Here is a 25134-nt window from a genome sequence, read left to right on the forward strand (position 1 = left end):
ATTCTTGCCGGAGCGCTTACTGGAACCCGCCAATGCGCTTCCAGTTGCCAAAATTCATCCATACGAAAAATGCCTTGCCCACGATATTGGCCTCGGGCACAAAGCCCCAGTAGCGTGAATCGAGCGAATTGTCGCGGTTGTCGCCCATCATGAAGTAGTGGCCGTCCGGCACCTTGCAGACGACGCCTTCGACACTGTAGCGGCAGTTGTCGCGGTAGGCAAAATTACTCGCCCCTTGCACGAACGCCGGAACGCTGTCGTTGTTCAGCAAGCGGTGCGGGTGACCGCCCAGCTCCTCCTGGAACTGCTTGAAGTAGCGCATGGCGTCTTCTTCAAAATAGTCTGGAAGCGCGTCGGTAGGAACCGGCTCGCCATTGATGGTAAGGCGCTTGTTGATGTAGGCCACCTCATCACCCGGTACGCCGACCACGCGCTTGATGTAATCCAGCGTGGGCTGCGGTGGGTAGCGAAACACCATCACGTCGCCGCGCTGCGGTGCATTGCCTTCGGTGATCTTGGTGTTGATGACGGGCAAGCGCAAGCCATAGGTGAATTTGTTGACCAGAATAAGGTCGCCCACCAGCAGCGTGGGAATCATGGAGCCCGAAGGGATCTTGAAAGGCTCGAACAAGAACGAGCGCAGCAGAAAGACTGCAGCAATGACTGGGAAAAGTCCCGCCGTCCAATCGAGCCACCAGGGCTGCGCAAGCACACGCTGCTGCGCCTCGCCTGTGTCGATATCGATGCGCGCAATGCCCTGGCGATCCAGCTCCGCACGCCGTGCCTGAGCCGCCTGCTCGATGGCGAGCGCTGCCTGGCGACGGCGCGGCAAGAAATAGAAACGTTCGGCGAGCCAATAGCAGCCCGTCACGACGCTGGCCAAAAACAACAGCAAGGCGAAGTTGCCCTCAATGGCGCCGAAGTACCAGGCACCTATATACCCGGCAAAAGCAGCCAGCAACAACGACGTAAAAATCTGAACCAGCTGCATCAATCTTCCACCTGCAATATGGCAAGAAAAGCTTCTTGCGGCACTTCCACCGAACCGATTTGCTTCATGCGCTTCTTGCCCGCCTTCTGTTTTTCCAGAAGTTTGCGCTTGCGCGAAATGTCGCCGCCGTAGCACTTGGCCAGCACGTTCTTGCGCAGCGCCTTGATGCTCTCGCGCGCAATGATGTTGCCGCCAATCGCGGCCTGGATGGCCACGTCGAACATCTGGCGGCTGATGATTTCTCGCATTTTGGAGACCACGGCGCGGCCACGGTACTGGCTTTGGCTGCGGTGCACGATGATGGAGAGCGCGTCGACCTTTTCGCCGTTGAGCAGGATGTCCACCTTCACCACGTCGGAGGCGCGGTATTCCTTGAACTCGTAGTCCATCGATGCATAGCCCCGGCTCACCGACTTGAGTTTGTCAAAAAAATCCAGCACGATCTCACCCAACGGCATCTCGTAGGTCAGCATGACCTGGCGACCGTGGTACGCCATGTTCATCTGCACACCGCGCTTCTGGTTGGCCAGCGTCATTACCGGCCCCACATAGTCTTGCGGCATGTACAAATGCACGGTGACGATGGGCTCACGGATTTCCTGCAGCTTGCCCTGGTCGGGCATCTTGGCCGGGTTCTCGACCAGCACCACTTCGCCTCCCGGCATGACGACTTCGTACACCACGCTGGGTGCCGTCGTAATCAGATCCTGGTCGAACTCGCGCTCCAGGCGCTCCTGCACGATCTCCATGTGCAACAGGCCCAGAAAGCCGCAGCGAAAGCCAAAGCCCAGTGCCTGGCTCACCTCAGGCTCGTAATGCAGCGAAGCGTCGTTGAGCTTGAGTTTTTCCAGCGCATCGCGCAGCTGGTCGTATTCGCTCGCTTCGGTCGGATACAGGCCAGCAAACACCTGCGGCTGGATTTCCTTGAAACCAGGCAATGCTTCGGCGGCAGGGCCCGCGTTGTTCGGAAGCTTCTTCTCCAGGGTGATGGTGTCACCCACCTTGGCGGCCTGCAGTTCCTTGATGCCGGCAATGATGAAACCCACCTGCCCCGCCTCCAGCCGGTCGCGCGGCTCGTTGGCGGGAGTGAAGACACCCAGGTTGTCGGCGTTGTACACCGTTCCCGTGGCCATCATCTTGAAGCGTTCGCCCCTGAGGAGGCGCCCATCGACCACCCGCACCAGCATGACCACGCCGACGTAGCTGTCGAACCAGCTGTCGATGATCATGGCGCGCAGGGGGCCGTCCGGGTTGCCGCGCGGCGCCGGCACCTTGGCGACGATGGCCTCCAGAATTTCATCAATGCCCATGCCAGTCTTGGCCGAGCAGGGAATCGCGTGCTCAGCGTCGATGCCGATCACGTCCTCAATCTCGGCCTTGGCGTTTTCGGGGTCGGACTGCGGCAGGTCCATCTTGTTGAGCACAGGCAGCACTTCCACACCCAGATCCAGCGCGGTGTAGCAATTGGCCACTGTCTGCGCCTCCACGCCCTGCGAGGCATCAACCACCAGCAGCGCACCTTCACAGGCCGAGAGCGAACGGCTCACCTCGTAAGAGAAGTCGACGTGGCCGGGCGTATCGATCAGATTCAGGTTGTAGACCTGTCCATCCTGCGCCTTGTATTGCAGCGCTGCCGTTTGCGCCTTGATGGTGATACCGCGCTCCTTTTCGATGTCCATCGAATCGAGCACCTGCGCCTCCATCTTCCGGTCGGAAAGGCCACCACAGCGCTGAATCAGCCGGTCGGCAAGCGTGGATTTGCCGTGATCAATATGGGCAATGATCGAAAAATTTCGGATGTGGTTCATCGACAGGAGAGTTCGGGTGGCGCGGGCGCAGCGCGGCAGACATGAAAAAGGGCGCGTCGCTCAGAGGACGCGCCCTGTCACATAAGCAATGCTTGGGCGCGTATTGTAGGCAAAAGCCCGTATGGGATGTCCTGCATCACTCTACGCGAGTGGGTGTAGTGCGGCTCGGGATGGGATGCCTGGCGCGTTTTACAGGCGATAACCGGTGCCATTGCCTGTAAAACGCAAAGGCGCAGACCGCCCGAGTCCGCGCCATCACACGCTGTGAGGAGGTATGCAGGGCGTCCCAAACGCCCTGCCGGCTCAACGCGAGGGACGAATCAGCGCGTATTGCGCCCAGTCGCCGCGACGGTACAGGACGTTGATGGGCTTGCTCTTGTCGGCCTTGGCGAGCGCGGCTTCGAATTGCTTGAGACCGCTGACCTCGGTGTTGTCTACCGACAAAATCACGTCGCCTTGGCGCAGGCCTGCGCGCGCTGCAGCATCGCTGGCAGCTTCGACGCGCACGCCGCCCTTTACCTTGAGTTCGCGTCGCTGCGCATCGGTCAGTTCGGACACGGAAAGTCCCAGTTTCTGAGCAGCGGGAGACGACTTCGGCGTCGCATCCGCAGCGCTGGCCTTGGCTTCGGTCTTGTCGGCTTCAATTTCCCCCACGGTCACCGTCAGATCACGCGTCTGGCCACGCCGGAATACTGTGACGGTGCTGCGCGTCCCGGGCTTGGTATTTCCCACCATGCGGGGTAGATCGGAAATCTTGTCCACCGGCTTGCCATCAAACTTGGTGATGATGTCACCAGCCTCGACACCTGCTTTATCGGCAGGCGCGTCTTTTTCGACGCCGGTCACCAGCGCGCCCTGCTGCTTGCCCAAGCCAAGCGATTCGGCCACGTCCTTGGTGACGCTGCCAATCTGCACGCCGATTCGGCCACGCGTAACACGGCCCGTGGCGCGCAACTGGTCGCTGACACGAATCGCTTCGTCGATCGGAATCGAGAAGGAAATACCCATGAAGCCACCCGAGCGCGAATAAATCTGGCTGTTGATGCCGACCACTTCGCCGCGCATATTGATGAGCGGGCCTCCCGAGTTGCCGGGATTGATGGCCACGTCGGTCTGAATAAAGGGCAGATAGTCGCCCGTATCCCGCTGCTTGGCGCTGACGATGCCAGCAGTCACCGTGTTCTCAAGGCCAAATGGCGAACCAATGGCCATCACCCATTCGCCCACGCGCAGGCGACTGACGTCACCGATCTTCACGGCCGGCAGGCCCGTCGCGTCAATCTTGACCACGGCCACGTCGCTGCGCTTGTCATAGCCAATGATCTTGGCTTTGAACTCGCGCTGATCGGTGAGCGTCACCATGACTTCGTCAGCGCCTTCGACGACGTGGGCGTTCGTCATCACATAGCCATCAGAACTCAGGATGAAGCCCGAACCCAGCCCGCGCGGCTGCTCCTCCTCCGGCTGCTGGCGCGGGTTGGGCCGTTGGCCCTTGGGCATATTGGGAATCGGCAGGCCGAAGCGCTTGAAGAACTCCAGCATGTCTTCGTCCATGCCACCCGACATGTTGCGCGCCGAGACTTTTTCAAGCGTGCGAATATTGACCACAGAGGGACCCACCTGCTCCACCAGATCGGTGAAGTCCGGCAAGCCTCGCACGCTGGCCACTGGTGCCTGCGCCTGGGCCTGAAGGGGCGCGAGGCTGGCAGCGCCTGCCCCGACCGCGCCTGCGACAGCCAGCACGCCCGCTGCTGTCCACGTGTTGAATTTCATCCACTGAGTTTTCATGATGTCTGGCCTTTCAAATGGGGGCTGCGCCATGCGCATGGACTTTCAGAAACGCGCCGGAACAAATGGTTCCCCAAGCACGTTGGGACGACTACTTGCGTACCCTGACCAACCGTTCGGCAAACAGCGCCAGCGTGGCCGGAGGCACTTCGCCCACTGCCGTCAACCAGGTATGCGCATCGAGCGGACGCGCCAACGCCTGCGTGGCACCAGCAGACCAGCGAGCCAGCGCGTTGACGGGCTGCGCATCGCCTCTGGTCTCAAAGAAAAGGGACACGCTGGCCAGACCGTCTGCGTACGTGCACTGCATGGCATTGCCGCGTGTCTGAGGCACCCTGCAACCCTGGAGCGAAAAGCCGGGGACGGCTTCGCGCAGCGCCCAGGCACTTTCCTCTTGCGACAGGTCGCGCTGAGGCACCTGCGCAAGCGCGCGATAGCCTTGGATATCGTCCATCGCCTGCGACAGTGCGGGAAGTGAAACCGGCGCGTCAAGTTCCAATTGCAAAAAGCTGGCTTGCTCGCGGACGTGGCCGTCGGCCTGCACGGTCTGCAGGCGCAGCACCAGGCCCGAGCCTTGCTCACTCCATATGCGGTAGCCGAATCGCAGCGCGTCGCGCGGCCGCAGCCAGACGACGTCCGCATCGTGACCCGCCACGCGCTGTCGCCCCAGGCGCTCGGCCCGGTACAGGGTATCGAGCTGGTCTGCAAGGGCCGGGACCGCGCCCGAAAAAGGCGCAGCGCTTCGCAGCGGCTCAGTCACCACCGTGCGCGAGGCATGGAAAAACGTTCGCATTTCGCCATTGCGGCGAAAAATGGTCCGCGCCGGACCGTCGAGCGCCTCGATGCGCTCCATGTGCTGATCGCCTTTGCAGGCATGCCAGATGCGCGAGCCGGTGGTGGCTCCCGCGTCGGTCGTCACGACAAAGGTACCTACGTAGCTCCGCTCCAGCGCCGCGCGCTGCACCCGCGCAATCCAGCCGGCCACATCCGTGGGGAGCTGCGCCTGCGCAGAACTGCTCGACGCAGCATCTACCGCGCCAGCTGCCCATGCCGGCGCCTCCACGCACAGCGCAGCCAGCGCCACAAAAGCGCCTGCACACGCCCTCGCAAGCGGTGCTGCGGCAAGGCCGGGTTCAGCGCTCCGGAGCCTCAAACGTCGCATTGCGCAAGAAACCCGCAGGCATTTGAAGAGCGGAGGCACCGCCGAATTGTTTGTGCGCAGCCAGCAACTCGTCGAGCCGAGGGTCGCGAATCATCACCGGAGCCCCCGCCTGTGCCAGCTCGGTTGGCGCGGAGGCGGCGGGCGGTGCCGCTGCTGCCAATTGCGCTGCTTGCGGCTGCTCGCCACGCAGCACCGAAAGGGAGTTCCACCCAATGGCTGCCACCGCTGCCATCGAAGCAAAACCGGCCACCAGCTTCCAACGCCAGATCGAATCATTGGCCGCAGAGCTTCCCGGCACCCGGACGACAGGTTCGGCGCTGATCGGAATGTCAGAAGACGCTGTTGTGCTCTGCGCGGGGGACTGCGCCAGCTCGGTGCGCAGGCGCAACAAAAGACGCTCGCTGTCACTGGCGCGCGCCAGTTCGGGCGAACGCAGCACGTCGCCAATCAGGTGGTAGGTGTGCCAGGACGCGCGCGAGGCGTCCTGCGTGCACAGGGCCAATGCCTGAGCAAGCTCTTCACCTTCGAGTTCCCCGTCGGCCAGCGCCGACAGCAGTTCTTGTGCCTTCAGTTCCGTTTCCATGGTGTCCACCTGCAGTATCAAGGAGCCGCCTACCTACCAACGCTTGCCCGACTGGTTTTCCAGCATTGGACGCACACGTGCGGAAATCGCTTCCCGCGCCCGAAAGATGCGCGAACGCACGGTGCCGATCGGGCAATCCATGGCCTGGGCAATTTCCTCATAGCTCAGGCCTTCGATCTCGCGCAGCGTCACCGCCTCGCGCAAATCGGCCGGAAGTGCCTCCATCGCAGCATTGACAGCGACGGCAATTTCCTGGGCCGCCAACACCGTCTCGGGCGTTTCGTCGGTGGTTAGTTCGTGGTGGGGCCGGGAAGTTTCATCGTCTTCATCGCCGCCCGGTGCACCAGCGTGGTAGACCACCGGATTGCGCTTGAGGTCCAGCAAGGTCTTCTTGGCGGTATTGACCGCAATCCGGTAAAGCCAGGTATAGAACTGCGCTTCCCCGCGAAACTGATGCAGCGCCCGGTAGGCGCGGATAAAGGTCTCCTGCGCGATGTCGGGAATCAGGTCGGTGTCGCGCACCATGCGGCCAATCAGCCGTTCGATGCGCCGCTGGTATTTGATGACCAACAACTCGAACGCGCGCTGGTCACCCGCCACCGTCCGCTGCACCAGCAGGAAGTCGGGATCGGGCGCGCGGGGTTCGGGCGGAACTGCGGAAGAGGGATCGGTCATGAATCAAGCGGGCGGCGGCACAGGGGAGCCGGCTGAAGGCACTGTCACAAGCGGCGATCGGGAAGCGTGGCGTCGGCCTGCGTCGCAGACTCTGACCGCGCAGCTGTGGGGCGCGAATATACCGCACGGCGCAGATCAAGCCAGCGCGCGGCATCCTCAGATCGCTCGACAAACAGCCAGACTGCGGGGCACGCCTCGGGAAACGCCAAGGCCATGTACCGCTGCAGATCAAACTGAATGTACACGACCCTCCCCAAAGACTGCGGCGCCACCGCGCTGCCAGCGCCCCGCAACTCCCAGCCCTGCCCGTCCCAGACGAGCGCTCCCACGGGAAGTCGAGCCCAGAAGCGCGCGGCCAGCACAGCCGCAACCATCCACAGAAACAGCGCCGGGAGAACGGCGCGTCGCTCCGCTCCTGCACCGATGTTCAGCCACACCAACAGGACGAGCAGGGCGGCAACCTGCAGCAAGGCCAAGGCGCCTGCCAAGACCGGACTGCGCCGCAGCGGGAACTGCACCGCAGGCGCAGGGTAGCGCTCGGTGGCAGCGCTCATTCACATTCTGCAAGCGGCTTGGGCGATTCAAACGCGCCGGAACACCAAGGTTCCGTTGGTGCCACCAAAGCCAAAGTTGTTTTTCATGGCGAACTCCACCGGCATATCGCGCGCGATGTTGGCACAGTAATCCAGGTCGCAGTCGGGATCCTGGTTGTCCAGATTGATCGTCGGCGGCACCTTCTGATGGTGCAGCGCGAGGATGGTGAAGATGCTCTCGATGCCCCCCGCGCCACCCAGCAAGTGGCCGGTCATAGATTTCGTCGAACTGACCACCAGCTTTTGCGCAGCGTCGCCGAACGCCGCCTTGATGGCATGCGTTTCGTTCAAATCTCCCAGTGGCGTCGATGTGCCGTGGGCGTTGAGGTAGTCAATCTGATCGGCATTGACCCCGGCATTGCGCAGCGCATTGAGCATGGCGCGGCGCGGCCCATCCATGTTGGGCGCCGTCATGTGCCCGGCGTCGGCGCTCATTCCAAAGCCCGCCAGTTCGGCATAAATGCGCGCGCCCCGGGCCTTGGCGTGCTCGTATTCTTCAAGCACCACGACGCCTGCGCCTTCGCCCAGAACAAAGCCATCGCGGTCCCTGTCCCAGGGACGGGAGGCCGCCTGCGGATCGTCGTTGCGTGTCGACAGCGCACGCATGGCGGCAAAACCGCCAATGCCCAGTGGCGATACCGTCGCTTCGGTGCCGCCAGCGACGACCACGTCTGCGTCGCCGTATTCAATCATTCGACCAGCCTCGCCGATGCAGTGCAGGCCCGTCGTGCAGGCTGTGACCACTGCCAGGTTCGGCCCCTTGAAGCCAAAGCGCATGGACACATGCCCAGCGACCATATTGATGATGGACGCTGGCACGAAAAAAGGCGTAATGCGGCGTGGTCCGCGGGCCACGAGTTCAGCGTGGGTGTTCTCGATCAGCGGCAGACCGCCAATCCCCGAGCCGATGACGCACGCAATGCGTGTGGCCAGGTCTTCAGCCAGATCGTCACCGGTGGGCAGACCAGCGTCCTGCACCGCCTGCACGGCCGCAGCGATGCCGAAATGGATGAACGCATCCATCCCGCGCGCATCTTTGGCGCTGAGGTAGGCGTCCAGATCAAACCCGCGCACTTCCCCGGCAATCTGGCAGGCGAAGTTCGACGCATCAAACTTCGTGATGCGGCCGATACCGGAGCGCCCGGCCAAGAGATTGGCCCAGGCGTCCTGCACCGTGTTTCCAACGGGACAAACGCAACCCAGGCCGGTCACGACAACGCGACGACGGCTCATTCGTAAACCTTGTGCTTAACTCGCTCAACGCGGCGCAGCGCGCCGATCAAGCCTTCGGGTGGGACGTGGCGTAGTCGATGGCGTTTTGCACCGTGGTGATCTTCTCGGCGTCTTCATCGGGAATCTCGATGCCGAATTCGTCTTCCAGTGCCATCACCAGTTCGACCGTGTCGAGCGAGTCGGCACCGAGGTCGGCCACGAAGGCCTTTTCGCTGGTGACCTGGGACTCTTCCACGCCGAGCTGCTCGGCAATGATCTTTTTGACGCGTGCTTCAATATCGCTCATGGTTTCACTCTGGGTGTTGGTAGATTGATCGGGGATTCTAGCTGCTTAGATCGTGCCGTTTGATACAAGAATATCTGCATTCATCCGACGCGAAATTCGTTCATTTACATGTACATGCCGCCATTGACGTGCAATTCCTGGCCCGTCACATAGCCGGCCTGCGGCGAGGCGAGGTAAGCGACGGCGTGTGCGATGTCGGCAGGGCGACCCAGGAAGCCTAGCGGGATCTGATTGAGCAAGGCTTTTTGCTGCGCTTCGGGCAGACCGGCCGTCATGTCGGTATCGATGAAACCGGGCGCCACGCAGTTGACGGTGATGCCCCGGCTGCCAAGTTCGCGCGCCAGCGAGCGGGTCATCCCCGCAACGCCCGCCTTGGCGGCCGCGTAGTTCGCCTGCCCCGGATTGCCTGATGCACCCACCACACTGGTGATGCTGATGATGCGGCCAAAACGCTGTTTCATCATCGGGCGGATGGCAGCGCGACTCACGCGAAACACGGCCCCCAGGTTCGTTCCGAGCACGGCGTCCCAGTCGTCGTCCTTCATCCGCATGGCAAGCTGATCGCGGGTGATGCCGGCGTTGTTGACCAGCACTTGCAGGCCGCCCTGCTCTTTCACGATGGTCTCGATCAGCGCGTCGACCGAGGGCGCATTGTTCACGTCGAGCACCGCACCGCTGCAGCCGGCATGGGCCGACAGCGCAGCACCGATGCGCTGCGCGCCCTCTGCCGTGGTGGCCGTGCCCACCACGCGGTAGCCGCGCTGCGCCAGTTCGAGCGCAATGGCGGCGCCGATGCCGCGCGAGGCGCCGGTCACCAGCGCCACAGGGGCTTGTTTTTCCTCAATATCACTCATGCCAATAGCTCCTGGACTTGGGTGAGGGAGGCGGGATCGAACAGCGCCGCGCCCACCAGTTCAGAGTCAATGCGGCGCACCAGACCGGCCAGCACCTTGCCCGGGCCGCACTCGACAATGTGCGTCGCCCCCATGGTGCGCAGCTGCTGCACGCATTCGACCCAACGCACCGGACCAAAAGCCTGGCGCACCAGTGCATCGCGGATCGCCTCGGGCTCGCTTTGCACAGCGACGTCCACGTTATTGACTACGGGAATCTGGGGCGGCGCAAGCGCCAGCGTGCCAAGCGCCTCGCGCAGCGCCTCGGCTGCCGGACGCATCAGGCTCGAATGAAAAGGCGCAGAGACCGGCAAGGGCAGCGCACGCTTGGCGCCTGCAGCCTTGAGCGCCTCGCAAGCGCGCTCCACCGCCGCCTTGCTGCCGGCAATCACGGTTTGCGATGGGTCGTTGAAATTGACAGCCTCGACAATTTCCTGTTCATTTTGGCCGCCAACGCCCGTCACTTCTGCGCAAAAAGCTATGACTTTTGTGGCGTCGAGCCCCAGGATGGCTGCCATGGCACCGGTGCCCACGGGCACCGCCTCCTGCATGGCGGCAGCGCGCAAGCGCACCAGCGGCGCGGCCTGGGCCAAGGTCAGTACGCCCGCTGCCACCAGGGCGGAATATTCGCCCAGCGAATGCCCGGCCAAGGCCATGGGCAGCGCGCCGCCCTCGGCGCACCAGACACGCCAGGCGGCCACGCCGGCCACCAGCATGACCGGCTGGGTGTTGGTGGTCAGCGCCAGCGTTTCCTTGGGGCCGTCGTGAATCAAGCGCCCGATGTCCTCGCTGAGCGCTTCAGACGCCTCGGCCAGCGTGGCGACCACGGCAGGATGGTCGCCCCAGGCGTCGAGCATGCCAACAGCCTGCGAACCCTGGCCTGGAAAGACAAACGCAAATGAATTCATGCCACCTCGAAAAATACCAATAAAAACAGGCTCTAGCGCTTATGCAGCAAGCGCTAACAGCTACATTTTAAGGAGTACCGAACCCCAAGTGAAACCGCCGCCCACGCCTTCGAGCAACACGGTTTCTCCGGCCTTGACCTGGCCTGAACGCACGGCGTGGTCCAGCGCGAGCGGAATCGACGCCGCTGAAGTGTTGCCATGCTGGTCGACCGTGACCACGACCTTGTCCATGGACAAATGAAGCTTGCGCGCCGTGCTTTGCATGATGCGGATGTTGGCCTGGTGCGGAATCATCCAGTCGATCTGGTCTGGCTCGATGCCTGCTTTCTCGAGCGCGGCGCGAGCGGATTTCTCGAGCACGCCAACGGCCAGCTTGAACACGGCCTGCCCGTCCATCTTGAGGAAAGGATCGCCGCTGGCGACTCCGCCTGAGACATGGCCCGGCACGCAAAGAATGCCCACATGCTTGCCGTCGGCATGCAAATCGGTGGCCAGAATTCCGGGCGTCTCTGAGGCCTCCAGCACGACGGCGCCAGCGCCATCGCCAAACAGCACGCAGGTGGTGCGATCACGGAAGTCAAGCAGGCGGCTGAAAATCTCGGAGCCCACCACCAGGGCGCAGCGCGCATTGCCGGCGCGAATCATGGCGTCGGCCACGCTCAAGCCGTAGACAAAACCGCTGCACACCGCCTGCACGTCAAATGCCGGACAGCCGTTCGCGCCGAGCTTGTTTTGCAATATGCAAGCTGTCGAGGGGAACACCATGTCCGGCGTTGATGTCGCCACGATGATGAGATCGATCTCACTCGGGTCGCGGCCCGCCGCCTTGAGGGCGTGGCGCGCGGCTTCGAGCGCCATGTCGCTGCACTGGACATCGTCTGCGGCAAAGTGCCGTGCCTGGATGCCGGTGCGCTCCACGATCCATTGGTCGGAGGTTTCGACACCGCCAGCGGCCAGTTGGGCCACCAGATCGGTGTTGGTGACGCGGCGTGGTGGCAGGAAACTGCCAGTGCCGGTGATACGGGAGTAGGAATTCATCGAGCGGTTACTGCGCCGTGGCGGTGCTGCGCTCGGCGGTGTCCGCGCTCAGCAAAGGCGCGGCGCTGTCGATGCGCGTGCGGACACGGTCCAAAAGGTTGTTTCGGGCTGCATCATACGCGCGGGCCAAGGCCAGCTCGAAGGCCAGTTCATCGGCCGAGCCATGGCTTTTGAAGACCAATCCGCGCAGACCCAGAAGCGCCGCGCCGTTGTAGCGTCGGTAATCCATGCGCTTCATCAAGGCCGCGAGCACCGGGTAAGCAATCAAAGCGGCCAGCTTGGTGAACAGATTGCGCTTGAACTCTTGCTTGAGGCCGCCAACGATCATGCTGGCCACGCCTTCGCTGGCCTTGAGCGCCACATTGCCGACGAAGCCATCGCACACCACAATGTCCGCCGTGCCCTTGAAAATGTCGTTGCCCTCGACGTTGCCGTAGAAGTTGATGGTGCCGGCAGCCCCTGCGGCGCGCAGCAGTTCCCCGGCGCGCTTGATCACTTCGCTGCCCTTGATCGCTTCTTCGCCGATATTGAGCAGGCCCACCGTGGGCTGGGCAGCGCCGCCCAGCGCTGCCACCAGCGCCGAACCCATGACTGCAAATTGCAGCAGGTGCTCGGCCGAGCAGTCCACATTTGCTCCCAGATCGAGCACCGTCGTGGCGCCGCCCTTGTCATTGGGGAGCTGGGACGCGATAGCAGGCCGATCAATGCCATCGAGCGTTTTCAGCACATAGCGCGCAATCGCCATCAGAGCGCCGGTGTTGCCGGCCGAAACCGCCGCCTGGGCGGCTCCGCTGTGCACCTGTTCAATGGCAATGCGCATCGACGACTGCTTTTTGCGCCGCAGCGCAACCTCGATCGGGTCGTCCATTCCCACCACTTCGCTGGCCGGAACCACGCTGGCGCGCGCGTGGCTGAAATCCTTCAGCGCCTCGGGCAGGCCCACCAGCAGCAGGCGGGCGTCGGCGTGCGAGTCCAGGAAACGGCGGCAGGCCGCCAGCGTGACGCGGGGGCCATGGTCGCCTCCCATGCAATCGACTGCCAATGTAGTCATGAAACCTTGCGACGCGGTCGCCAATGTGGGTGCAATACTGAACCGCAGAGCGCAAAACAAAGGCCCGCGCTACAGGCTGTGTAGCTGCGGGCCTCGGCCTGCGCTGGTGCGCAAAAAATCAGGCTTCGGATTTGTTCTTCAGCACCTGACGGCCACGATAGAAACCGTTGGGGCTGATGTGGTGGCGCAGATGCACTTCACCCGTGGTGGGCTCAAGCGCAATGCCGGGCACGTTCAGCGCGTTGTGCGAGCGGTGCATACCGCGCTTGGAAGGGGATTTTTTGTTTTGCTGAACAGCCATGATCGGCTCCTGGTCTTGGGAGGGGTTGGTAAAAACGCGATCAGCCCATTGAAGACACGAGGGGATTCGCGCGAAGCCCTCGATTATAACGCAGGCCGGTCAGGGTCTGTTCAGCCTACTTCTTGTCTTTGTCGATACGTATGCCGGCGAGCGCTGCAAACGGATTCGGGCGTTCGGCGCTGGCGGCCTCGAAATCCTCATCAGAGGAACTCATGGGCACCTCGATCGGGCAGACATCGTGGCGCGGCACCACGGGCAGCGCCATCAGCAGCTCGTCCTCAATCAGTTCGTGCAGCGAAAACTCCCGGCTCAGCGCCAACAAATCTTCCTCGGAATCGTCGTCCAGCGCCTCCGCCGTGGTCTCGTCGGCCACGAAGCGAAACCACCGGTCCACATCAAGCGGCACGTCTACACCACTCAGACAGCGCTGGCAGCGCATGGGAAAGGTGGCCTGCACCTGCAGGTGCAGCCAAAACTGTGGCGCACCGACACCGCCCACAGCCGGGCGCATTTCGCCGCGCGCCTCCCAGTCGACGCGCAAAGCAGGGTGCAGCCCCTTGGCCTCTTGCGCGAGGCGCTCGTACTTGAGCAAAGAATCGTGTCCGGCCAAATGCGCGGATGCCTGCACGAAGGCCTTCACGTCGAGTCGGTCAGGGGAATATTCCTTGGTCATGGGCGCAGTGTAAGAGAATCGTGCGATGCCTGACTACCCTGTGAAAAATCGCTCGCTGGTGCTCGGTTCAAGCTCGCGCTACCGGCGCGAACTGCTCGAACGCCTGCGCCTGCCCTTTGCCGTCGCCACACCCGAAACCGACGAATCACCGCTGCCGGGCGAGGCCCCGCGCTCCCTGGCACTGCGCCTGGCGCTGGCCAAGGCACGCGCCGTGGCAGCCCTGCACCCACAGGCCATCGTGATTGGCTCCGACCAGGTGGCCGACCTGGCCGGCGAACCCTTGGGCAAACCCGGCAACCACAAACGCGCCACAGCACAACTGCGTCGCATGAGCGGGCAAAGCGTGATCTTCCAGACGGCTGTGGCCGTGGTCTGCGCCGACAGCGGGTTCGAAGCGGTGGACATCGCCCCGGTCGAAGTGCGCTTTCGCCCGCTGGACGACGCCAGCATCGAGCGCTACCTGCGCGCCGAACAGCCCTACGACTGCGCCGGAAGCGCCAAAAGCGAGGGCCTGGGCATTGCCTTGCTCGACGCCATCGTCAGCGACGACCCCACCGCGTTGATCGGACTGCCGCTCATCCGCACCTGCCGCATGCTGCGCGCCGCCGGCTTGGTGCTGCCATGAGTGGCGGCACGGTGGACACCGCCCGCGGCAGGCTGCTGCTGGTCCCAGCGCCGCTTGATTTCGGCTGCGAGACACAAACCCCGCTGCAAGAAACGCTCCCGGCCGGCACGCTGCTCGCGGCGGCGCGCACCACGCACTGGATCTGCGAGAACGCCAAAAGCGCCCGTGCCTATCTGAAACGCATTGACGCCGTGCACCCGCTGGCGCTCCCGCTGCAGGAGCAGCAGATCACCGAGCTGCCGCGCGCCGTGCACAAAAAAGGCGACCACGGCGGCCCTGGCCACGCCAGCGCCGACACGCGCGCCCTGCTGGCGCCCGCACTGGCAGGGCACGACGTGGGCCTGCTCAGCGAAGCCGGCATGCCAGCGGTCGCCGACCCCGGCAGCTCGGTGGTGCGGGCTGCGCACGATCTGGGCCTCGCCGTGGTGCCGCTGGCCGGGCCGGTGTCGCTGTTGCTGGCGCTGGCTGCAAGCGGGCTCAATGGCCAAAACTTTGCCTTTGTCGGCTATTTGCCGCAGGACGCCACCGCGCGCACCCAGCGCATTGCCACGCTCGAGGCGCTCGCCCTGCGCACCGGGCAAACGCAGCTCTTCATTGAAACGCCGTACCGCAATGCCACCCTCTTGCAGGCGCTGGTGCAAACGCTCAAGTCGAACACCCGGCTGGCGGTGGCCAGTGGACTGACGCTGGAGAGCGCCAGCATTCGCAGCCTGCCCGCCAGCCGGTGGCGCGGAGCCATGCCGCCGGGACGCAACACGCCGGCGGTCTTTGCGATCGGGCCCTAGTGCTGGTGCGCGAGATGACCGACAACGGTAACCAGCACCATGCCTGCAAGCAGCCACAGTACCTGGTGCAAGGTTTGGCGCGCCGACAAGCGTTTTTGCAGTTGCGGAATCAAATCGGCCAGCGCCACGTAGACAAAGCTGCTGGATGCGATGACCAGGAAATACGGCAGCGCGAAATCGAGGCGTTCAAGCAGGACATAGCCCAGCAAGCCACCCAAGGCCGTGACAGCGCCCGCCAGCGACACTTTGACAAGCGCCGCGCTTCGGCTGGTGCTGCTTTGGCGCAGCACCACCAGGTCGCCCATATGGTGCGGCACCTCGTGCGCCAGAACAGAGAGCGCAGCCACCAGCCCAAGCCGCATGTCGGCGACGAAAGCCGAGGCAATCAGCACACCGTCGCCAAAGCAGTGCACGCTGTCGCCAGTGAGCACGGCCCAGCCCCCGACGCGCGGGGTCGCTGGCGCGTGGCCATGTCCATCCCCATGCCCGTCTTCATGCCCCTCTTCATGCCCCTCTTCATGCGCATGCGCGTGGCCGTTCCCGTGGCCGCCGTCCGCATGCTCGTGCCCGTGGTGCCAGAGTTCGGCCTTGTCGAGCAAGAAGAAAAACACCAGGCCCACCAGCAGCGTGGCAAACAGCGCTTGCGGGCTCACGCCGCTTTCAAAAGCTTCGGGAAGCAAAAGCATGAAGGCCGTGGCCAGCAATGCGCCCGCTGCCAAGCTGAGCAGGTGCTGCGGCCCCACCCCATCGCCGCTGCGGCCCAGACCCGCCCGCATCAGCAGGGCGGCCAGCCACACGCTGCCAATGCCCGCCGCCAGTGTGGCGAGCAAGATAACTATCAAAGTCATAGCTGCATCTTATTATTAGACAAGCGCTGGATGCGCTTTTGACTGCGATTTTATGGCATCAGCGCACGCCGTGATCGTGCAGCCAGGCGAGCATGCGTGCCCAACCGTCCTGGGCGGCAGCCTGGCGGTAGCTGGCGCGGTAGTCGGCATGAAAGGCGTGCGGCACATCGGGGTAGGTCACGATGCGGGAGGCCTTGGCCGCCTTTGAGCCGGCCGCCAGCGCCACGCGCATGCGCTCCACGGATTCCTGAGGAATGCCGGTGTCGGCTTCGCCATAGAGGCCCAGCACCGGGGCACGCAAAATGGGCGCGAGTTCCAGCGGGTGTTTGGGTGTGAGCGGCGTGGCCGCCCCTTCGAGCCGGCCATACCAGGCAACGCCGGCTTTCACCGGGCCATGCGCCGCGTACAACCAGGCGATGCGCCCACCCCAGCAAAAACCGGTGATCGCGGCGCGCGCTGGGTCGCCGCCATGGTCCGCAGTCCAGGCCAGCGCACCGTCCAGGTCGGCCATGACCTGCCCGTCGGGCACCTTGGACACCAGTTCGCTCATCAGCTTGGCCATCTCGCCGTAGCTGGCTGGGTTGCCCTGGCGCGCGTACAGCTCGGGGGCAATGGCGAGGTAGCCCGCATGCGCCAGGCGGCGGCAGGTGTCGGCGATGTAGGCGTGCACACCAAAAATTTCGTGCACCACCAGCACCACTGGCAGCCCGCTCTTGCCTGCAGGTGCGGCCCGGTAGGCGGGTACCTGGAAGCCATCGACGGTATAGCTGATTTCCCCTGCAGTGAGCCCGTCCGCCGGCGTCGCAATGGCGGTTTGCGCCATCAGTGGCGCGGCCGCTGCCGCGTAGCCAAGCCCCAGCGCCGTGTGCAGCACCGTGCGGCGGCGCGCGCCGGCCTCGGTGCTGCGGCCCGGCAGCAGGGCGTGGATGTCGGCGTGGATATCTTCGTACACCATGGCGATTTCTCCTGAACAGCGGTTGGAAAATCAGATCATTTCAAGGCCTAGCGCCCGATACATAAGCGCAAGCAGCTATCTACTTGATAGCAAACTAAAACACCCCCAGCACCAACCCCGTGGCGAGCGCCTCGCCCAGTGCCCGGCAGCGCTCCAGATCGTCGGCGCCGATGCGCTTGGGCGCCAAAATGGCCTCTGGCGTCTGGGCGTGCGTACAGACGATCAGCGCTTCGGCCACCGCCTTGAGCCGCCAACCTGTGGCTATGCGGGCCACCTGCCGCGCCGCATTGCTGCCATCGCTGCCCGCGCAGATGAGTGCGGCATAAGGGCGGCCATTGACCCGGTCGAGCACCGCGTAGTAGCTGCGGTCAAAAAAATCCTTCAGCTGCCCGCTCATCGCCGCCAAATTCTCGGGAGTGGCGAAAAGGTAGCCGTCGGCTGCCAGTACGTCCTGCGCTCCTGCCTCAGCGGCGTGCAGCAGCCGCGCCGTGCAGCTGTCGTCCGCCGCCGCACCGGCACGCGCCGCCTCAGCCATTTGCCGGGTGCCGTCCGTCAGGGAGTGGTAGACGATTAGCAGCGTCTTGCGCGCAGACATGCGGTTACAAGGCCATCGACGGCCTTTGCGCCATGGCGGCGCGCCAGCGCAGCAGGTGCGGGTGCTGCTCGCCCGGCTTTTGCTTCACCACACGCGCGAAGTCCACGGCGACCACGGCCGTGATGTCGGCGACGCTGAATCGCTCGGTCGCAACAAAGTCGCGGCCCGCCAGGCGGTCGTTGAGCAACACAAAGAACTGCTCCACCCGCAGCAGCCCACGCTGCGCCAGTTCAGGAATCTGCGGGTAGTTCACCGCCCCCGGCAGCGCGCGGCCCGCCATGGCGGGGGCACTGTTGCGCAGCGCCTCGGCAACCGCCAGCAGGCCTTCGAACTCCATGCGCCAGTTCCAGCTGGCAACCTCGGCCTTTTCTTCGGGGGTGGTGCCCAGCAGCGGCGGCTCGGGGTAGCGCGCCTCCAGGTACGCGGTGATGGCTGCGTTGTCGGTCAACAGCGCGCCGCTTTCGGTGCGCAGGGCCGGCACGGTGCACTGGGGGTTGATCTGCCGGTAGGCCTCACCCAATTGCTCGCCAGTGCGCAGATCCACTGGCACGGTGTCGTGGGCAACGCCCTTCTCGGCCAGGAGAATGCGGGCGCGGCGGGGGCTGGGGGCGGTGGCGCAGTCGTACAACGTGATCATGGCAATGTCCTTGGCGGGGTGGAGGGGCTAGGGCCTGTTAACACTATGCAAGGCAATCGCGTTGTCTCGCAAAGGGGCTGTATGCAAGGCGCACGTGCGCAGCAAGGCTGGTGCCTTGCAAGCGCGGGCAAAGCCGCAGACGGCCCCTTTGCGAGACAACCCGAAGGGAAGGCCATCAGAGCCCGCCCCTGGGCGTTGCGCTCCTTGAGCGTGCGGACGCACGCACGGCGTCGCGCGCCTTGATGGGCAGGTTCTGATGACCTTCGCGACCCCTTGCATAGTGTTATCAGGCCCTAATTCGCTGGATTGAGCTTGTCCTGCGTTTGGGTGTCGAAGTCGCTCGCGTCATGGCGCTCATGCAACTGGCTGGCGGGTTCGCCCCAGGTGCGGTTCACCTTGCGGCCGCGCTGCACCGCCGGGCGCTGCGCAATCTGCTCGGCCCAGCGGAGCACATGCGTGTATTCGTGCACCTGCAAAAATTCGCCTGCCTCGTACAACTGACCTTTGGCCAGTGCGCCGTACCACGGCCAGATCGCCATGTCGGCAATCGTGTAGTCGCTGCCGGCGATGAATTCGTGCTCTGCCAGGCGCTTGTTCAGCACGTCCATCTGGCGCTTGACCTCCATGGCAAAGCGATCAATGGGGTATTCGAACTTCTCCGGCGCATAGGCATAAAAATGCCCGAAACCGCCGCCCAAAAACGGCCCGCTGCCCATTTGCCAGAACAGCCATGAAAGGCACTCGGCGCGCGCGGCGCCGCTGGCAGGGACAAAGGCGCCGAACTTCTCCGCCAGGTACAACAGGATGGCGCCGGACTCGAACACCCGCACGGGCTTGCCCGCATCGCTGCGGTCCAGCAGCGCTGGAATCTTGGAATTGGGGTTCACCGACACAAAGCCGCTGCCAAACTGCGCGCCTTCCTGGATATTGATCAGCCAGGCGTCGTACTCGGCCCCACTGTGGCCCGTCGCCAGCAATTCCTCCAGCATCACCGTGACTTTGACGCCATTGGGTGTCGCCAGCGAATAAAGCTGCAGCGGATGCCTGCCCACCGGCAGCTCCTTGTCGTGTGTGGCGCCGGAGATGGGCCGGTTGATGCTGGCAAATTTGCCGCCGTTTTCCTTGTTCCACTGCCAGACGGCGGGCGGGGTGTAGGGGGTGGAATCACTCATGCAACAAGCTCCTCGAACAAATCAGACAGGCGCGACCCGCAGGTGCGCAACAAAAATCAGTGTAGCGACGCTGCTCGTTTCGTGTATCTCGGGGCCAAAAACCGCCTGGGCAGCCCGCTTGAAGGGATGCGACCGGCGCTGATGCCGGGCAAAGCGCCCTTAGCGCGTGCGTCTTTGACTTTTGGGGAGCAAGGCAGCAACGATGCCCAGCAACGGCAGGTAGGCGATGGCCTGGTACACAAACTCAATGCTGGTGCGGTCAGCCAACAGCCCCAACGCCGCCGCGCCAAGGCCTCCCATGCCAAAGGCAAAGCCGAAGAACAGGCCGGACACCGCGCCAATCTTCCCCGGCATCAGTTCCTGCGCATAAACCAGGATCGCCGAGAAGGCAGAAGACAGCACCAGCCCAATCACGATGGTGAGCGCGGTTGTCCAGAACAAATCGGCATGCGGCAGCAGCAAGGCAAAGGGCGCAACGCCCAGGATCGACGCCCAGATCACCGGCTTGCGTCCAATGCGGTCGCCAATGGGCCCGCCGGCAAGCGTGCCGATGGCCGAGGCAAGCAGGAAGACAAAGAGATGCACCTGCGCGCTCTGCACCGACACCCCGAACTTCTCGATCAGGTAGAAGGTATAGAAGCTGCTGATGCCGGCAATGTAGAAATACTTGGAAAAAATCAGCACCAGCAGCACGCCAATCGCAAACAGCACCACACCGCGCGGGTGCGGCGAGCTTGGCACTGCGCGCAGACTCACTGGCCCGGCCGCAAGGTTGTGCGCGGCATACCAACGGCTCACCTGCAGCAGCATCACGATGGCCATCAAGGCGACCAGGCCAAACCAGGCCACGCTGCGCTGGCCAAACGGCACGATCACGGCGGCGGCAAGCAAAGGCCCCACCGCACTGCCCGTATTGCCGCCCACCTGAAACACCGACTGCGCCAGCCCGTGCTGCCCGCCCGACGCCAACCGCGCGATGCGCGAGGACTCCGGGTGGAAGATGGCCGACCCCAGCCCAACAAACGCCGCAGCCAGCAGCAACACCGCGTAAGTCGGCGCATAGGCCAGAAGAATCAGACCGCACAAGGTGGAGACCATGCCAAAGGGCAGCGAATACGGCTGCGGCCGGCGGTCGGTGTACAGGCCAATCAGCGGCTGCAGGAGCGACGCCGTCAACTGGTAGGTCAGCGTGATGAAGCCGATTTGCACAAAGCTCAGGTGAAAGTCGCCCTTGAGGATCGGGTACATCGCCAGAATCAGCGACTGCATCATGTCGTTGACCATGTGCGAGGCGCTGATGGCGCCCAGAACGCGGTACTCGGCCTTGGGGGCTTGAGGCGGGCTGAGCGTGGCGGCAAGGCTGGACATTGGGAGGGGTTCCTGAAGGAGGCGCGCCAACCGCGGAGATGGGAGCTATGCGGCGGCTGGAGCACCGGAATTCTAGATTTCGAACGGAAATCTGTCTTGCAACTCGGTTAGCCACCTGCCAAGAGGTGGTGCCAATCGGGCTGGACAGCGCGCTCGATCTGCCCCCCGACACCCGGCACCCGGCACCCTCGAAGGGGCAAAATCATTCCATCGATTGCGTTCTTGGAGCCATGGCATGGAAGCAAATCAACATCAGCGCGAAACGTTTCGCCGCTTGCATGAAGCGCATTGTTTCGTCATGCCCAACCCCTGGGATGTGGGAAGTGCGCGGGCTCTGGAGCAGATGGGATTCAAGGCCTTGGCCACCACCAGCGCAGGCTTCGCGTGGTCGCGCGGTCGAGCAGACAACCAGATCACCCTCGATCAGACGCTTGAGCACCTGCGCGAAATCGCTGCCGCCGTTGCGCTGCCCGTGAACGCGGATTTCGAGGGCGGCTTCGCCATCGAGCCGACCCAGGTTGCCGCCAACGTGACACTCGCCGTGGCCACCGGCATTGCCGGGCTCTCCATCGAAGACGCCACGGGCGACCCTGACCATCCCCTGTACAACTTCGAACTCGCGGTCGCCCGCATCCAGGCTGCGCGGCAGGCGATTGACGAGACGGGCAGTGGCGTCCTGCTCACCGGTCGATCAGAAGGTTTCATCTGCGGGCGCCCGGACATTGCCGAAACCATCCGCCGCCTGCAGGCCTATGCAGAGGCCGGCGCCGACTGCCTGTACGCACCGGGCATTCACAAGCGGGACGATATCGCCGCCGTCGTCGCTGCCGTGGCGCCGAAACCGGTGAACCTGCTGATCAACGCGCCGTATATCACCGTTGCCGAGGCAGCGGACCTGGGCGTGCGCCGGATCAGCGTCGGCGGGGCGCTGGCGCGCACGGCCTGGGCGGGATTCCTGCACGCGGCCAGAGAGATTGCGGATGGGGGGACGTTTGCTTGCTTCGAGGGGTTGCCGAAGGTAGATGCGATGTTTCTTGGGCGGTAGGGGTTTGCGTGCCGAAGTGCCGAGACCGTGAGCATCAACGGAGGACATGTGACATGCCCCCTCGTGCCCAAAGCCGAAATAGTTCGACCGACTGCTGATGTTTAGGGCTGTGGGATACCTACCCGGAACTGACGGCCAAGCGATGATCGCGCGCGCTCTGAGCGCAGGCGTCGCACAGGCCTAAGCAGAGACTGAACGACTCGACCGAAGCCTATCCGTTCACGCTAGCGCTTCGATCGCTCTCAACCAACTGTCAAAGTGCGGGCAGACAGCTCTTATGGCATCCAGCCCAATGTCACAGGCGATCAGCGGCCCATGAAAAGATTTCTGATAGTCGGGCATGGCTGCCAAGATGCGCTTGGATGGCGCGGTGTGCGGGCTGTCGTTGATATCCTCAGGCAAGGTTTTACTCGAAATAGCCCGCAAGGGCTCCAGCGCCTGATCGTCATCCGTCCATTGCGCAAAGGCATCGATCTGTGCAAATAGCAAAGCTTCGAACTCATGGACAAGCAGGTGCGGGATGAAATTTTTTTGTCCGATATCCTGACCCAGTGCAGCCTCCAAAAACCTCGCCTTATCCTGACCTTTGGCAGACGCTGGATAAACAGAAAGGCTCTTTCCAGGGAAGTCGACTGGCAAGGCGTAGAGGTCAAACAGCGTCGTGACATGGGCACGAGCGTCTTGTTTGCACAACTTTTCGATCTGTGGTCTGACCTTGGCATAGCGCACCACCCCGCCCCGATGGCCGGGGCTGGTACTGACAATGATAGGCACCAGATACAGGCCCAGCCGAGCATAGTGCGAAGTCAACAGCTCATTGACAAAGGCTTCCTCCGTTTGCCCCTCCACGAGCAAGTAGACGCGACTCATCGACCTGGTCTCCCGCCCAGCAAATTCTTTTTCCAAAGATCACCGAGGCTGTATTCATTCAACCATTCGGACAGCGCCTCGGTGTCAGGTCGCTTGAAGGTGGAAGAGCCACCGCGCTTATCGACCACGATCAAATCTTCTGCATCAAATTCATTCACCAACTCTACCGATTGCGTGGAAACGATGAGCTGGTGCTTTTGTGCTGCAGATTTCATCAACCCTGCCAGCACCGTGATGGCAAAGGGGTGCAGGCCCAATTCCGGCTCATCAATCAGGATAGCTGCGGGCATGAACTCCTCTGGCTGCAGCAGCACTGTCGCCAGACAGATGAAGCGCAGCGTACCGTCAGACAGGGCTGCCGCCGTGAACGGCTCATCCTGTCCACGCTCCGTCCATTCAAGCTGTATCCGCTCCTTGTTGTCGACCGTAGGACGCAGATAAAAGTCACCGAAAAATGGCGCAACCAGTCGAATGGCCTTGACGATTCGCTGGTAGTGCTCCTCGTGGTGCTTCTTCAGCCGCAACAAGAATGCGGCCAGATTGCGGGCGTCATCGCGAAGGTACTCGTTGTCGTTGAGGTTGTGAATTTGCTTGACTAAGGCGCTGCTGCTGGTGTCGTGCAGGTGGTACAGGCGCCAACTGCGCATCGCTGGTACCACGTGTTGATAAATGCCTGTCTTTCCCTTTTGCTCCTCTGCGTAAGACTCGAAATGACCCGAGGTGGGTCGCCAATCCCCATGGACGTTCCACCACAGTGCTTCACGGAAGAACATCATCCGGTTGTCCTGAGTAGGCTTCAACGTAAAGCGGTATCCGTTGTAGCCAAAATAGAGTTCAGCATGAAGCTCCTCCGTCTTCTTCCGGCCGAAATGCAATAGTGCATCCGGCCCGCCAGCCAACCCTACGGCCGTCTGCAACTGTCGGTCCAGGATGCGGTTGATGAGTCGAAAAAAACCGATCAAATTGGATTTGCCTGCACCATTGGCGCCGATCAGTACATTAATGCGACCCAGCGCGATGTCGCATTCGGCAATGGACTTATAGCCTTTTAGGACGAGCCGAGAGATTTGATCCGAGTTTTGGGCGGGTTTGAACATTTCCGACAGATGTTATCGAAGTCATCAGTCCAAAGCTGCGCTACGCAAAACAAACCCATCATATTTGCCACCACCGCACCGCCCCTGCGGCGCCCGCCCCCAGCACCACCACCAGCAAAAACGGCAAGCGCGCCCACAACGCCAGCGCCGCCACCACCAAAGCCGCCAGCCGCGCATCCAGCACCAGCCCAGCGCCCGCTGCGAACGTGTTCATCACGGTCAAGGCCGACAGCAGGGCCACGGTGATGGCCCCGGCCACGCGTGTCATGCGCGGGTTGGCAAGCCAGCGGGCAGGCACGGCGTAACCCGAGAGCTTGGTGAGGTAGGTGACGGCGGCGCCAACCAAGATGGCAAACCAGAGCGTCATGGTGCGGTCCCTTCTTCCGCGTCGGGCGCCACCGGCGCTGCCACAGCGCGCTCCGGCACCCACCAACCCCAGGCGGCACCGACCGCAGCGGCGACGAGGATCGGCAGGCCGGGCGGCAGCAGAGGCAAGGCGAGCGCAGTGACCACACCACTCAGCACCGCCAGCGCCACGGGCTCGCGCTGGCGCAGGCGCGGCCAGAGCAGACCGAGAAAGGCCGCGACGGCGGCGCCGTCGAGCCCCCAGCGGCGCGGGTCGCCCAGGGCGTCGCCGAGCCAGGCGCCGACGAAGGTGAACAGATTCCAGAGCACGAAGATGCCCAGGCCGGCCGTCCAGAAACCGCGCCGCTGCTCAGCGAGCGTGGTCTGGCCTGCGGCGGTGGCCACGGATTCGTCGATGGTCACTTGCGCCGCCAGTGCTTTGCGCCAGCCCAGGGGCTGCAGCATGTGGTTCATCTGCATGGCGTAGATGGCGTTGCGCACGCCCAGCAGTGCTGCGGCGCCGAGCGCGGCAGACGGGACACCGCCACCTGCGATCACGCCGATGAAGGCGAACTGCGAGCCGCCCGTGAACATGAGCAGGCTGAGCGCCATGGTCTGGCCGACGGTGAGGCCAGCCGCCACGGCGAGCGCGCCGAAGGAGATGCCGTAGAGGCCGGTGGCGACGGCGATGGACAGGCCCATGCGGATGGCGGGGGTCCAGGAGGCGGGGCGCAGGGTGGGTTGAGAGGGACGCACAGATGTCAATTTTGATAGCTGGAAGCGCTTACTGGATAAGCGCTAGAGGCCTA

28 protein-coding genes are annotated in these 25134 nt (G+C 63.3%); 3 read left to right on the forward strand and 25 right to left on the reverse strand.

All coding sequences use genetic code 11. The features are described from left to right. Positions 1-16: 16 nt before the first annotated feature. From lepB to C6571_RS03015, 15 genes are all read right to left on the reverse strand, one after another. Positions 17-991 (reverse strand): signal peptidase I, encoded by a 975-nt coding sequence (gene lepB, locus C6571_RS02945; RefSeq protein ID WP_106445367.1) that lies wholly within the window; start codon positions 989-991, stop codon positions 17-19. Then, positions 991-2799, reverse strand: a complete 1809-nt coding sequence (gene lepA, locus C6571_RS02950; RefSeq protein WP_106445368.1) for a translation elongation factor 4 — start codon at positions 2797-2799, stop codon at positions 991-993. Before lepA ends, lepB begins: the two co-directional genes overlap by 1 nt. Positions 2800-3102: 303 nt before the next feature. Then, entirely contained in the window at positions 3103-4587 is a 1485-nt protein-coding gene (locus C6571_RS02955) for a DegQ family serine endoprotease (protein WP_106448007.1), read from the reverse strand. Between the two features lie 91 nt (positions 4588-4678). Then, positions 4679-5671: a MucB/RseB C-terminal domain-containing protein gene (locus C6571_RS02960; protein WP_170094666.1), complete on the reverse strand. Its 993-nt coding sequence runs from the start codon at positions 5669-5671 to the stop codon at positions 4679-4681. A gap of 49 nt (positions 5672-5720) precedes the next feature. Then, positions 5721-6332 (reverse strand): sigma-E factor negative regulatory protein, encoded by a 612-nt coding sequence (locus tag C6571_RS02965; RefSeq protein WP_106448008.1) that lies wholly within the window; start codon positions 6330-6332, stop codon positions 5721-5723. A gap of 33 nt (positions 6333-6365) precedes the next feature. Then, the gene (gene rpoE / locus C6571_RS02970) at positions 6366-7007 is read right to left on the reverse strand and encodes an RNA polymerase sigma factor RpoE (protein WP_106445370.1); all 642 of its coding nucleotides are present in this window, start codon (positions 7005-7007) and stop codon (positions 6366-6368) included. Positions 7008-7051: 44 nt separating this feature from the next. Continuing rightward, complete coding sequence (locus C6571_RS02975) at positions 7052-7561, reverse strand: hypothetical protein (RefSeq protein ID WP_106445371.1); 510 nt, start codon at positions 7559-7561, stop codon at positions 7052-7054. Between the two features lie 27 nt (positions 7562-7588). Beyond that, positions 7589-8833, reverse strand: coding sequence for a beta-ketoacyl-ACP synthase II (gene fabF, locus C6571_RS02980; RefSeq protein ID WP_106445372.1), 1245 nt, complete (start codon positions 8831-8833; stop codon positions 7589-7591). A gap of 46 nt (positions 8834-8879) precedes the next feature. Continuing rightward, the gene (gene acpP / locus C6571_RS02985; RefSeq protein ID WP_106445373.1) at positions 8880-9119 is read right to left on the reverse strand and encodes an acyl carrier protein; all 240 of its coding nucleotides are present in this window, start codon (positions 9117-9119) and stop codon (positions 8880-8882) included. A gap of 104 nt (positions 9120-9223) precedes the next feature. Beyond that, on the reverse strand, positions 9224-9973 hold the full coding sequence (gene fabG, locus C6571_RS02990; protein WP_106445374.1) for a 3-oxoacyl-ACP reductase FabG: 750 nt from the start codon (positions 9971-9973) through the stop codon (positions 9224-9226). Next, complete coding sequence (gene fabD, locus C6571_RS02995) at positions 9970-10920, reverse strand: ACP S-malonyltransferase (RefSeq protein WP_106445375.1); 951 nt, start codon at positions 10918-10920, stop codon at positions 9970-9972. Before fabD ends, fabG begins: the two co-directional genes overlap by 4 nt. Positions 10921-10980: 60 nt before the next feature. Continuing rightward, a complete protein-coding gene (locus C6571_RS03000) occupies positions 10981-11958 on the reverse strand; it encodes a beta-ketoacyl-ACP synthase III (RefSeq protein WP_106445376.1) in 978 nt (325 codons plus the stop codon). Positions 11959-11965: 7 nt separating this feature from the next. Next, positions 11966-13009, reverse strand: a complete 1044-nt coding sequence (gene plsX, locus C6571_RS03005; protein ID WP_106448009.1) for a phosphate acyltransferase PlsX — start codon at positions 13007-13009, stop codon at positions 11966-11968. 118 nt (positions 13010-13127) lie between these two features. Then, entirely contained in the window at positions 13128-13310 is a 183-nt protein-coding gene (rpmF, locus tag C6571_RS03010) for a 50S ribosomal protein L32 (protein WP_106445377.1), read from the reverse strand. Between the two features lie 115 nt (positions 13311-13425). After that, positions 13426-13983 carry a YceD family protein gene (locus tag C6571_RS03015; RefSeq protein ID WP_106445378.1) on the reverse strand — a complete coding sequence of 186 codons (558 nt, stop codon included), beginning with the start codon at positions 13981-13983 and terminating at the stop codon, positions 13426-13428. Between the two features lie 25 nt (positions 13984-14008). On the opposite strand from C6571_RS03015, the gene C6571_RS03020 reads away from it, so the two are divergent. After that, entirely contained in the window at positions 14009-14608 is a 600-nt protein-coding gene (locus C6571_RS03020; RefSeq protein WP_106445379.1) for a Maf family nucleotide pyrophosphatase, read from the forward strand. Further along, on the forward strand, positions 14605-15393 hold the full coding sequence (locus C6571_RS03025) for an SAM-dependent methyltransferase (protein ID WP_106445380.1): 789 nt from the start codon (positions 14605-14607) through the stop codon (positions 15391-15393). Before C6571_RS03020 ends, C6571_RS03025 begins: the two co-directional genes overlap by 4 nt. On the opposite strand, the gene C6571_RS03030 is transcribed toward C6571_RS03025, so the two are convergent. The 6 genes from C6571_RS03030 to C6571_RS03055 all read right to left on the reverse strand — a co-directional run bounded on the left by C6571_RS03030 (position 15390) and on the right by C6571_RS03055 (position 20968). Further along, the gene (locus C6571_RS03030; RefSeq protein WP_106445381.1) at positions 15390-16241 is read right to left on the reverse strand and encodes a ZIP family metal transporter; all 852 of its coding nucleotides are present in this window, start codon (positions 16239-16241) and stop codon (positions 15390-15392) included. The genes C6571_RS03025 and C6571_RS03030 overlap by 4 nt on opposite strands. Before the next feature lie 58 nt (positions 16242-16299). Beyond that, positions 16300-17196, reverse strand: coding sequence for a dienelactone hydrolase family protein (locus C6571_RS03035; protein WP_106445382.1), 897 nt, complete (start codon positions 17194-17196; stop codon positions 16300-16302). A gap of 94 nt (positions 17197-17290) precedes the next feature. Next, positions 17291-17791, reverse strand: coding sequence for a flavodoxin family protein (locus C6571_RS03040; RefSeq protein ID WP_106445383.1), 501 nt, complete (start codon positions 17789-17791; stop codon positions 17291-17293). Positions 17792-17795: 4 nt separating this feature from the next. Then, positions 17796-18428, reverse strand: coding sequence for a glutathione S-transferase family protein (locus C6571_RS03045; RefSeq protein WP_106445384.1), 633 nt, complete (start codon positions 18426-18428; stop codon positions 17796-17798). Positions 18429-18721: 293 nt separating this feature from the next. Next, complete coding sequence (gene yghU, locus C6571_RS03050; RefSeq protein WP_106445385.1) at positions 18722-19600, reverse strand: glutathione-dependent disulfide-bond oxidoreductase; 879 nt, start codon at positions 19598-19600, stop codon at positions 18722-18724. A 159-nt stretch (positions 19601-19759) separates the two neighbouring features. After that, on the reverse strand, positions 19760-20968 hold the full coding sequence (locus tag C6571_RS03055; RefSeq protein ID WP_106445386.1) for an MFS transporter: 1209 nt from the start codon (positions 20966-20968) through the stop codon (positions 19760-19762). 235 nt (positions 20969-21203) lie between these two features. Between C6571_RS03055 and C6571_RS03060 the strand changes: the two genes are divergently transcribed. After that, complete coding sequence (locus tag C6571_RS03060) at positions 21204-22013, forward strand: isocitrate lyase/PEP mutase family protein (protein ID WP_106445387.1); 810 nt, start codon at positions 21204-21206, stop codon at positions 22011-22013. Between the two features lie 219 nt (positions 22014-22232). On the opposite strand, the gene C6571_RS03065 is transcribed toward C6571_RS03060, so the two are convergent. The 4 genes from C6571_RS03065 to C6571_RS03080 are packed head-to-tail and all read right to left on the reverse strand — an operon-like array spanning position 22233 to position 25081. Beyond that, positions 22233-22883: a DUF4276 family protein gene (locus C6571_RS03065; RefSeq protein ID WP_106445388.1), complete on the reverse strand. Its 651-nt coding sequence runs from the start codon at positions 22881-22883 to the stop codon at positions 22233-22235. Continuing rightward, entirely contained in the window at positions 22880-23980 is a 1101-nt protein-coding gene (locus C6571_RS03070) for an AAA family ATPase (protein ID WP_106445389.1), read from the reverse strand. The genes C6571_RS03065 and C6571_RS03070 overlap by 4 nt, the downstream gene beginning before the upstream one ends. A 58-nt stretch (positions 23981-24038) precedes the next feature. Beyond that, positions 24039-24347 (reverse strand): AzlD domain-containing protein, encoded by a 309-nt coding sequence (locus C6571_RS03075; protein WP_106445390.1) that lies wholly within the window; start codon positions 24345-24347, stop codon positions 24039-24041. After that, on the reverse strand, positions 24344-25081 hold the full coding sequence (locus C6571_RS03080) for an AzlC family ABC transporter permease (RefSeq protein WP_245901371.1): 738 nt from the start codon (positions 25079-25081) through the stop codon (positions 24344-24346). The genes C6571_RS03075 and C6571_RS03080 overlap by 4 nt, the downstream gene beginning before the upstream one ends. Positions 25082-25134: the final 53 nt, after the last annotated feature.

Source organism: Simplicispira suum (genome assembly GCF_003008595.1).
Classification (GTDB): Bacteria; Pseudomonadota; Gammaproteobacteria; order Burkholderiales; family Burkholderiaceae_C; genus Simplicispira; species Simplicispira suum.

Excerpts from the sequence above, each read along its gene's own strand:
- lepB (WP_106445367.1), bottom strand. The coding sequence starts at position 991 with ATGCAGCTGGTTCAGATTTTTACGTCGTTGTTGCTGGCTGCTTTTGCC.
- lepA (WP_106445368.1), bottom strand. The coding sequence starts at position 2,799 with ATGAACCACATCCGAAATTTTTCGATCATTGCCCATATTGATCACGGC.
- C6571_RS02955 (WP_106448007.1), bottom strand. The coding sequence starts at position 4,587 with ATGAAAACTCAGTGGATGAAATTCAACACGTGGACAGCAGCGGGCGTG.
- C6571_RS02965 (WP_106448008.1), bottom strand. The coding sequence starts at position 6,332 with ATGGAAACGGAACTGAAGGCACAAGAACTGCTGTCGGCGCTGGCCGAC.
- rpoE (WP_106445370.1), bottom strand. The coding sequence starts at position 7,007 with ATGACCGATCCCTCTTCCGCAGTTCCGCCCGAACCCCGCGCGCCCGAT.
- C6571_RS02975 (WP_106445371.1), bottom strand. The coding sequence starts at position 7,561 with ATGAGCGCTGCCACCGAGCGCTACCCTGCGCCTGCGGTGCAGTTCCCG.
- fabF (WP_106445372.1), bottom strand. The coding sequence starts at position 8,833 with ATGAGCCGTCGTCGCGTTGTCGTGACCGGCCTGGGTTGCGTTTGTCCC.
- acpP (WP_106445373.1), bottom strand. The coding sequence starts at position 9,119 with ATGAGCGATATTGAAGCACGCGTCAAAAAGATCATTGCCGAGCAGCTC.
- fabG (WP_106445374.1), bottom strand. The coding sequence starts at position 9,973 with ATGAGTGATATTGAGGAAAAACAAGCCCCTGTGGCGCTGGTGACCGGC.
- fabD (WP_106445375.1), bottom strand. The coding sequence starts at position 10,920 with ATGAATTCATTTGCGTTTGTCTTTCCAGGCCAGGGTTCGCAGGCTGTT.
- C6571_RS03000 (WP_106445376.1), bottom strand. The coding sequence starts at position 11,958 with ATGAATTCCTACTCCCGTATCACCGGCACTGGCAGTTTCCTGCCACCA.
- plsX (WP_106448009.1), bottom strand. The coding sequence starts at position 13,009 with ATGACTACATTGGCAGTCGATTGCATGGGAGGCGACCATGGCCCCCGC.
- rpmF (WP_106445377.1), bottom strand. The coding sequence starts at position 13,310 with ATGGCTGTTCAGCAAAACAAAAAATCCCCTTCCAAGCGCGGTATGCAC.
- C6571_RS03015 (WP_106445378.1), bottom strand. The coding sequence starts at position 13,983 with ATGACCAAGGAATATTCCCCTGACCGACTCGACGTGAAGGCCTTCGTG.
- C6571_RS03020 (WP_106445379.1), top strand. The coding sequence starts at position 14,009 with ATGCCTGACTACCCTGTGAAAAATCGCTCGCTGGTGCTCGGTTCAAGC.
- C6571_RS03025 (WP_106445380.1), top strand. The coding sequence starts at position 14,605 with ATGAGTGGCGGCACGGTGGACACCGCCCGCGGCAGGCTGCTGCTGGTC.
- C6571_RS03030 (WP_106445381.1), bottom strand. The coding sequence starts at position 16,241 with ATGACTTTGATAGTTATCTTGCTCGCCACACTGGCGGCGGGCATTGGC.
- C6571_RS03035 (WP_106445382.1), bottom strand. The coding sequence starts at position 17,196 with ATGGTGTACGAAGATATCCACGCCGACATCCACGCCCTGCTGCCGGGC.
- C6571_RS03040 (WP_106445383.1), bottom strand. The coding sequence starts at position 17,791 with ATGTCTGCGCGCAAGACGCTGCTAATCGTCTACCACTCCCTGACGGAC.
- C6571_RS03045 (WP_106445384.1), bottom strand. The coding sequence starts at position 18,428 with ATGATCACGTTGTACGACTGCGCCACCGCCCCCAGCCCCCGCCGCGCC.
- yghU (WP_106445385.1), bottom strand. The coding sequence starts at position 19,600 with ATGAGTGATTCCACCCCCTACACCCCGCCCGCCGTCTGGCAGTGGAAC.
- C6571_RS03055 (WP_106445386.1), bottom strand. The coding sequence starts at position 20,968 with ATGTCCAGCCTTGCCGCCACGCTCAGCCCGCCTCAAGCCCCCAAGGCC.
- C6571_RS03060 (WP_106445387.1), top strand. The coding sequence starts at position 21,204 with ATGGAAGCAAATCAACATCAGCGCGAAACGTTTCGCCGCTTGCATGAA.
- C6571_RS03065 (WP_106445388.1), bottom strand. The coding sequence starts at position 22,883 with ATGAGTCGCGTCTACTTGCTCGTGGAGGGGCAAACGGAGGAAGCCTTT.
- C6571_RS03070 (WP_106445389.1), bottom strand. The coding sequence starts at position 23,980 with ATGTTCAAACCCGCCCAAAACTCGGATCAAATCTCTCGGCTCGTCCTA.
- C6571_RS03075 (WP_106445390.1), bottom strand. The coding sequence starts at position 24,347 with ATGACGCTCTGGTTTGCCATCTTGGTTGGCGCCGCCGTCACCTACCTC.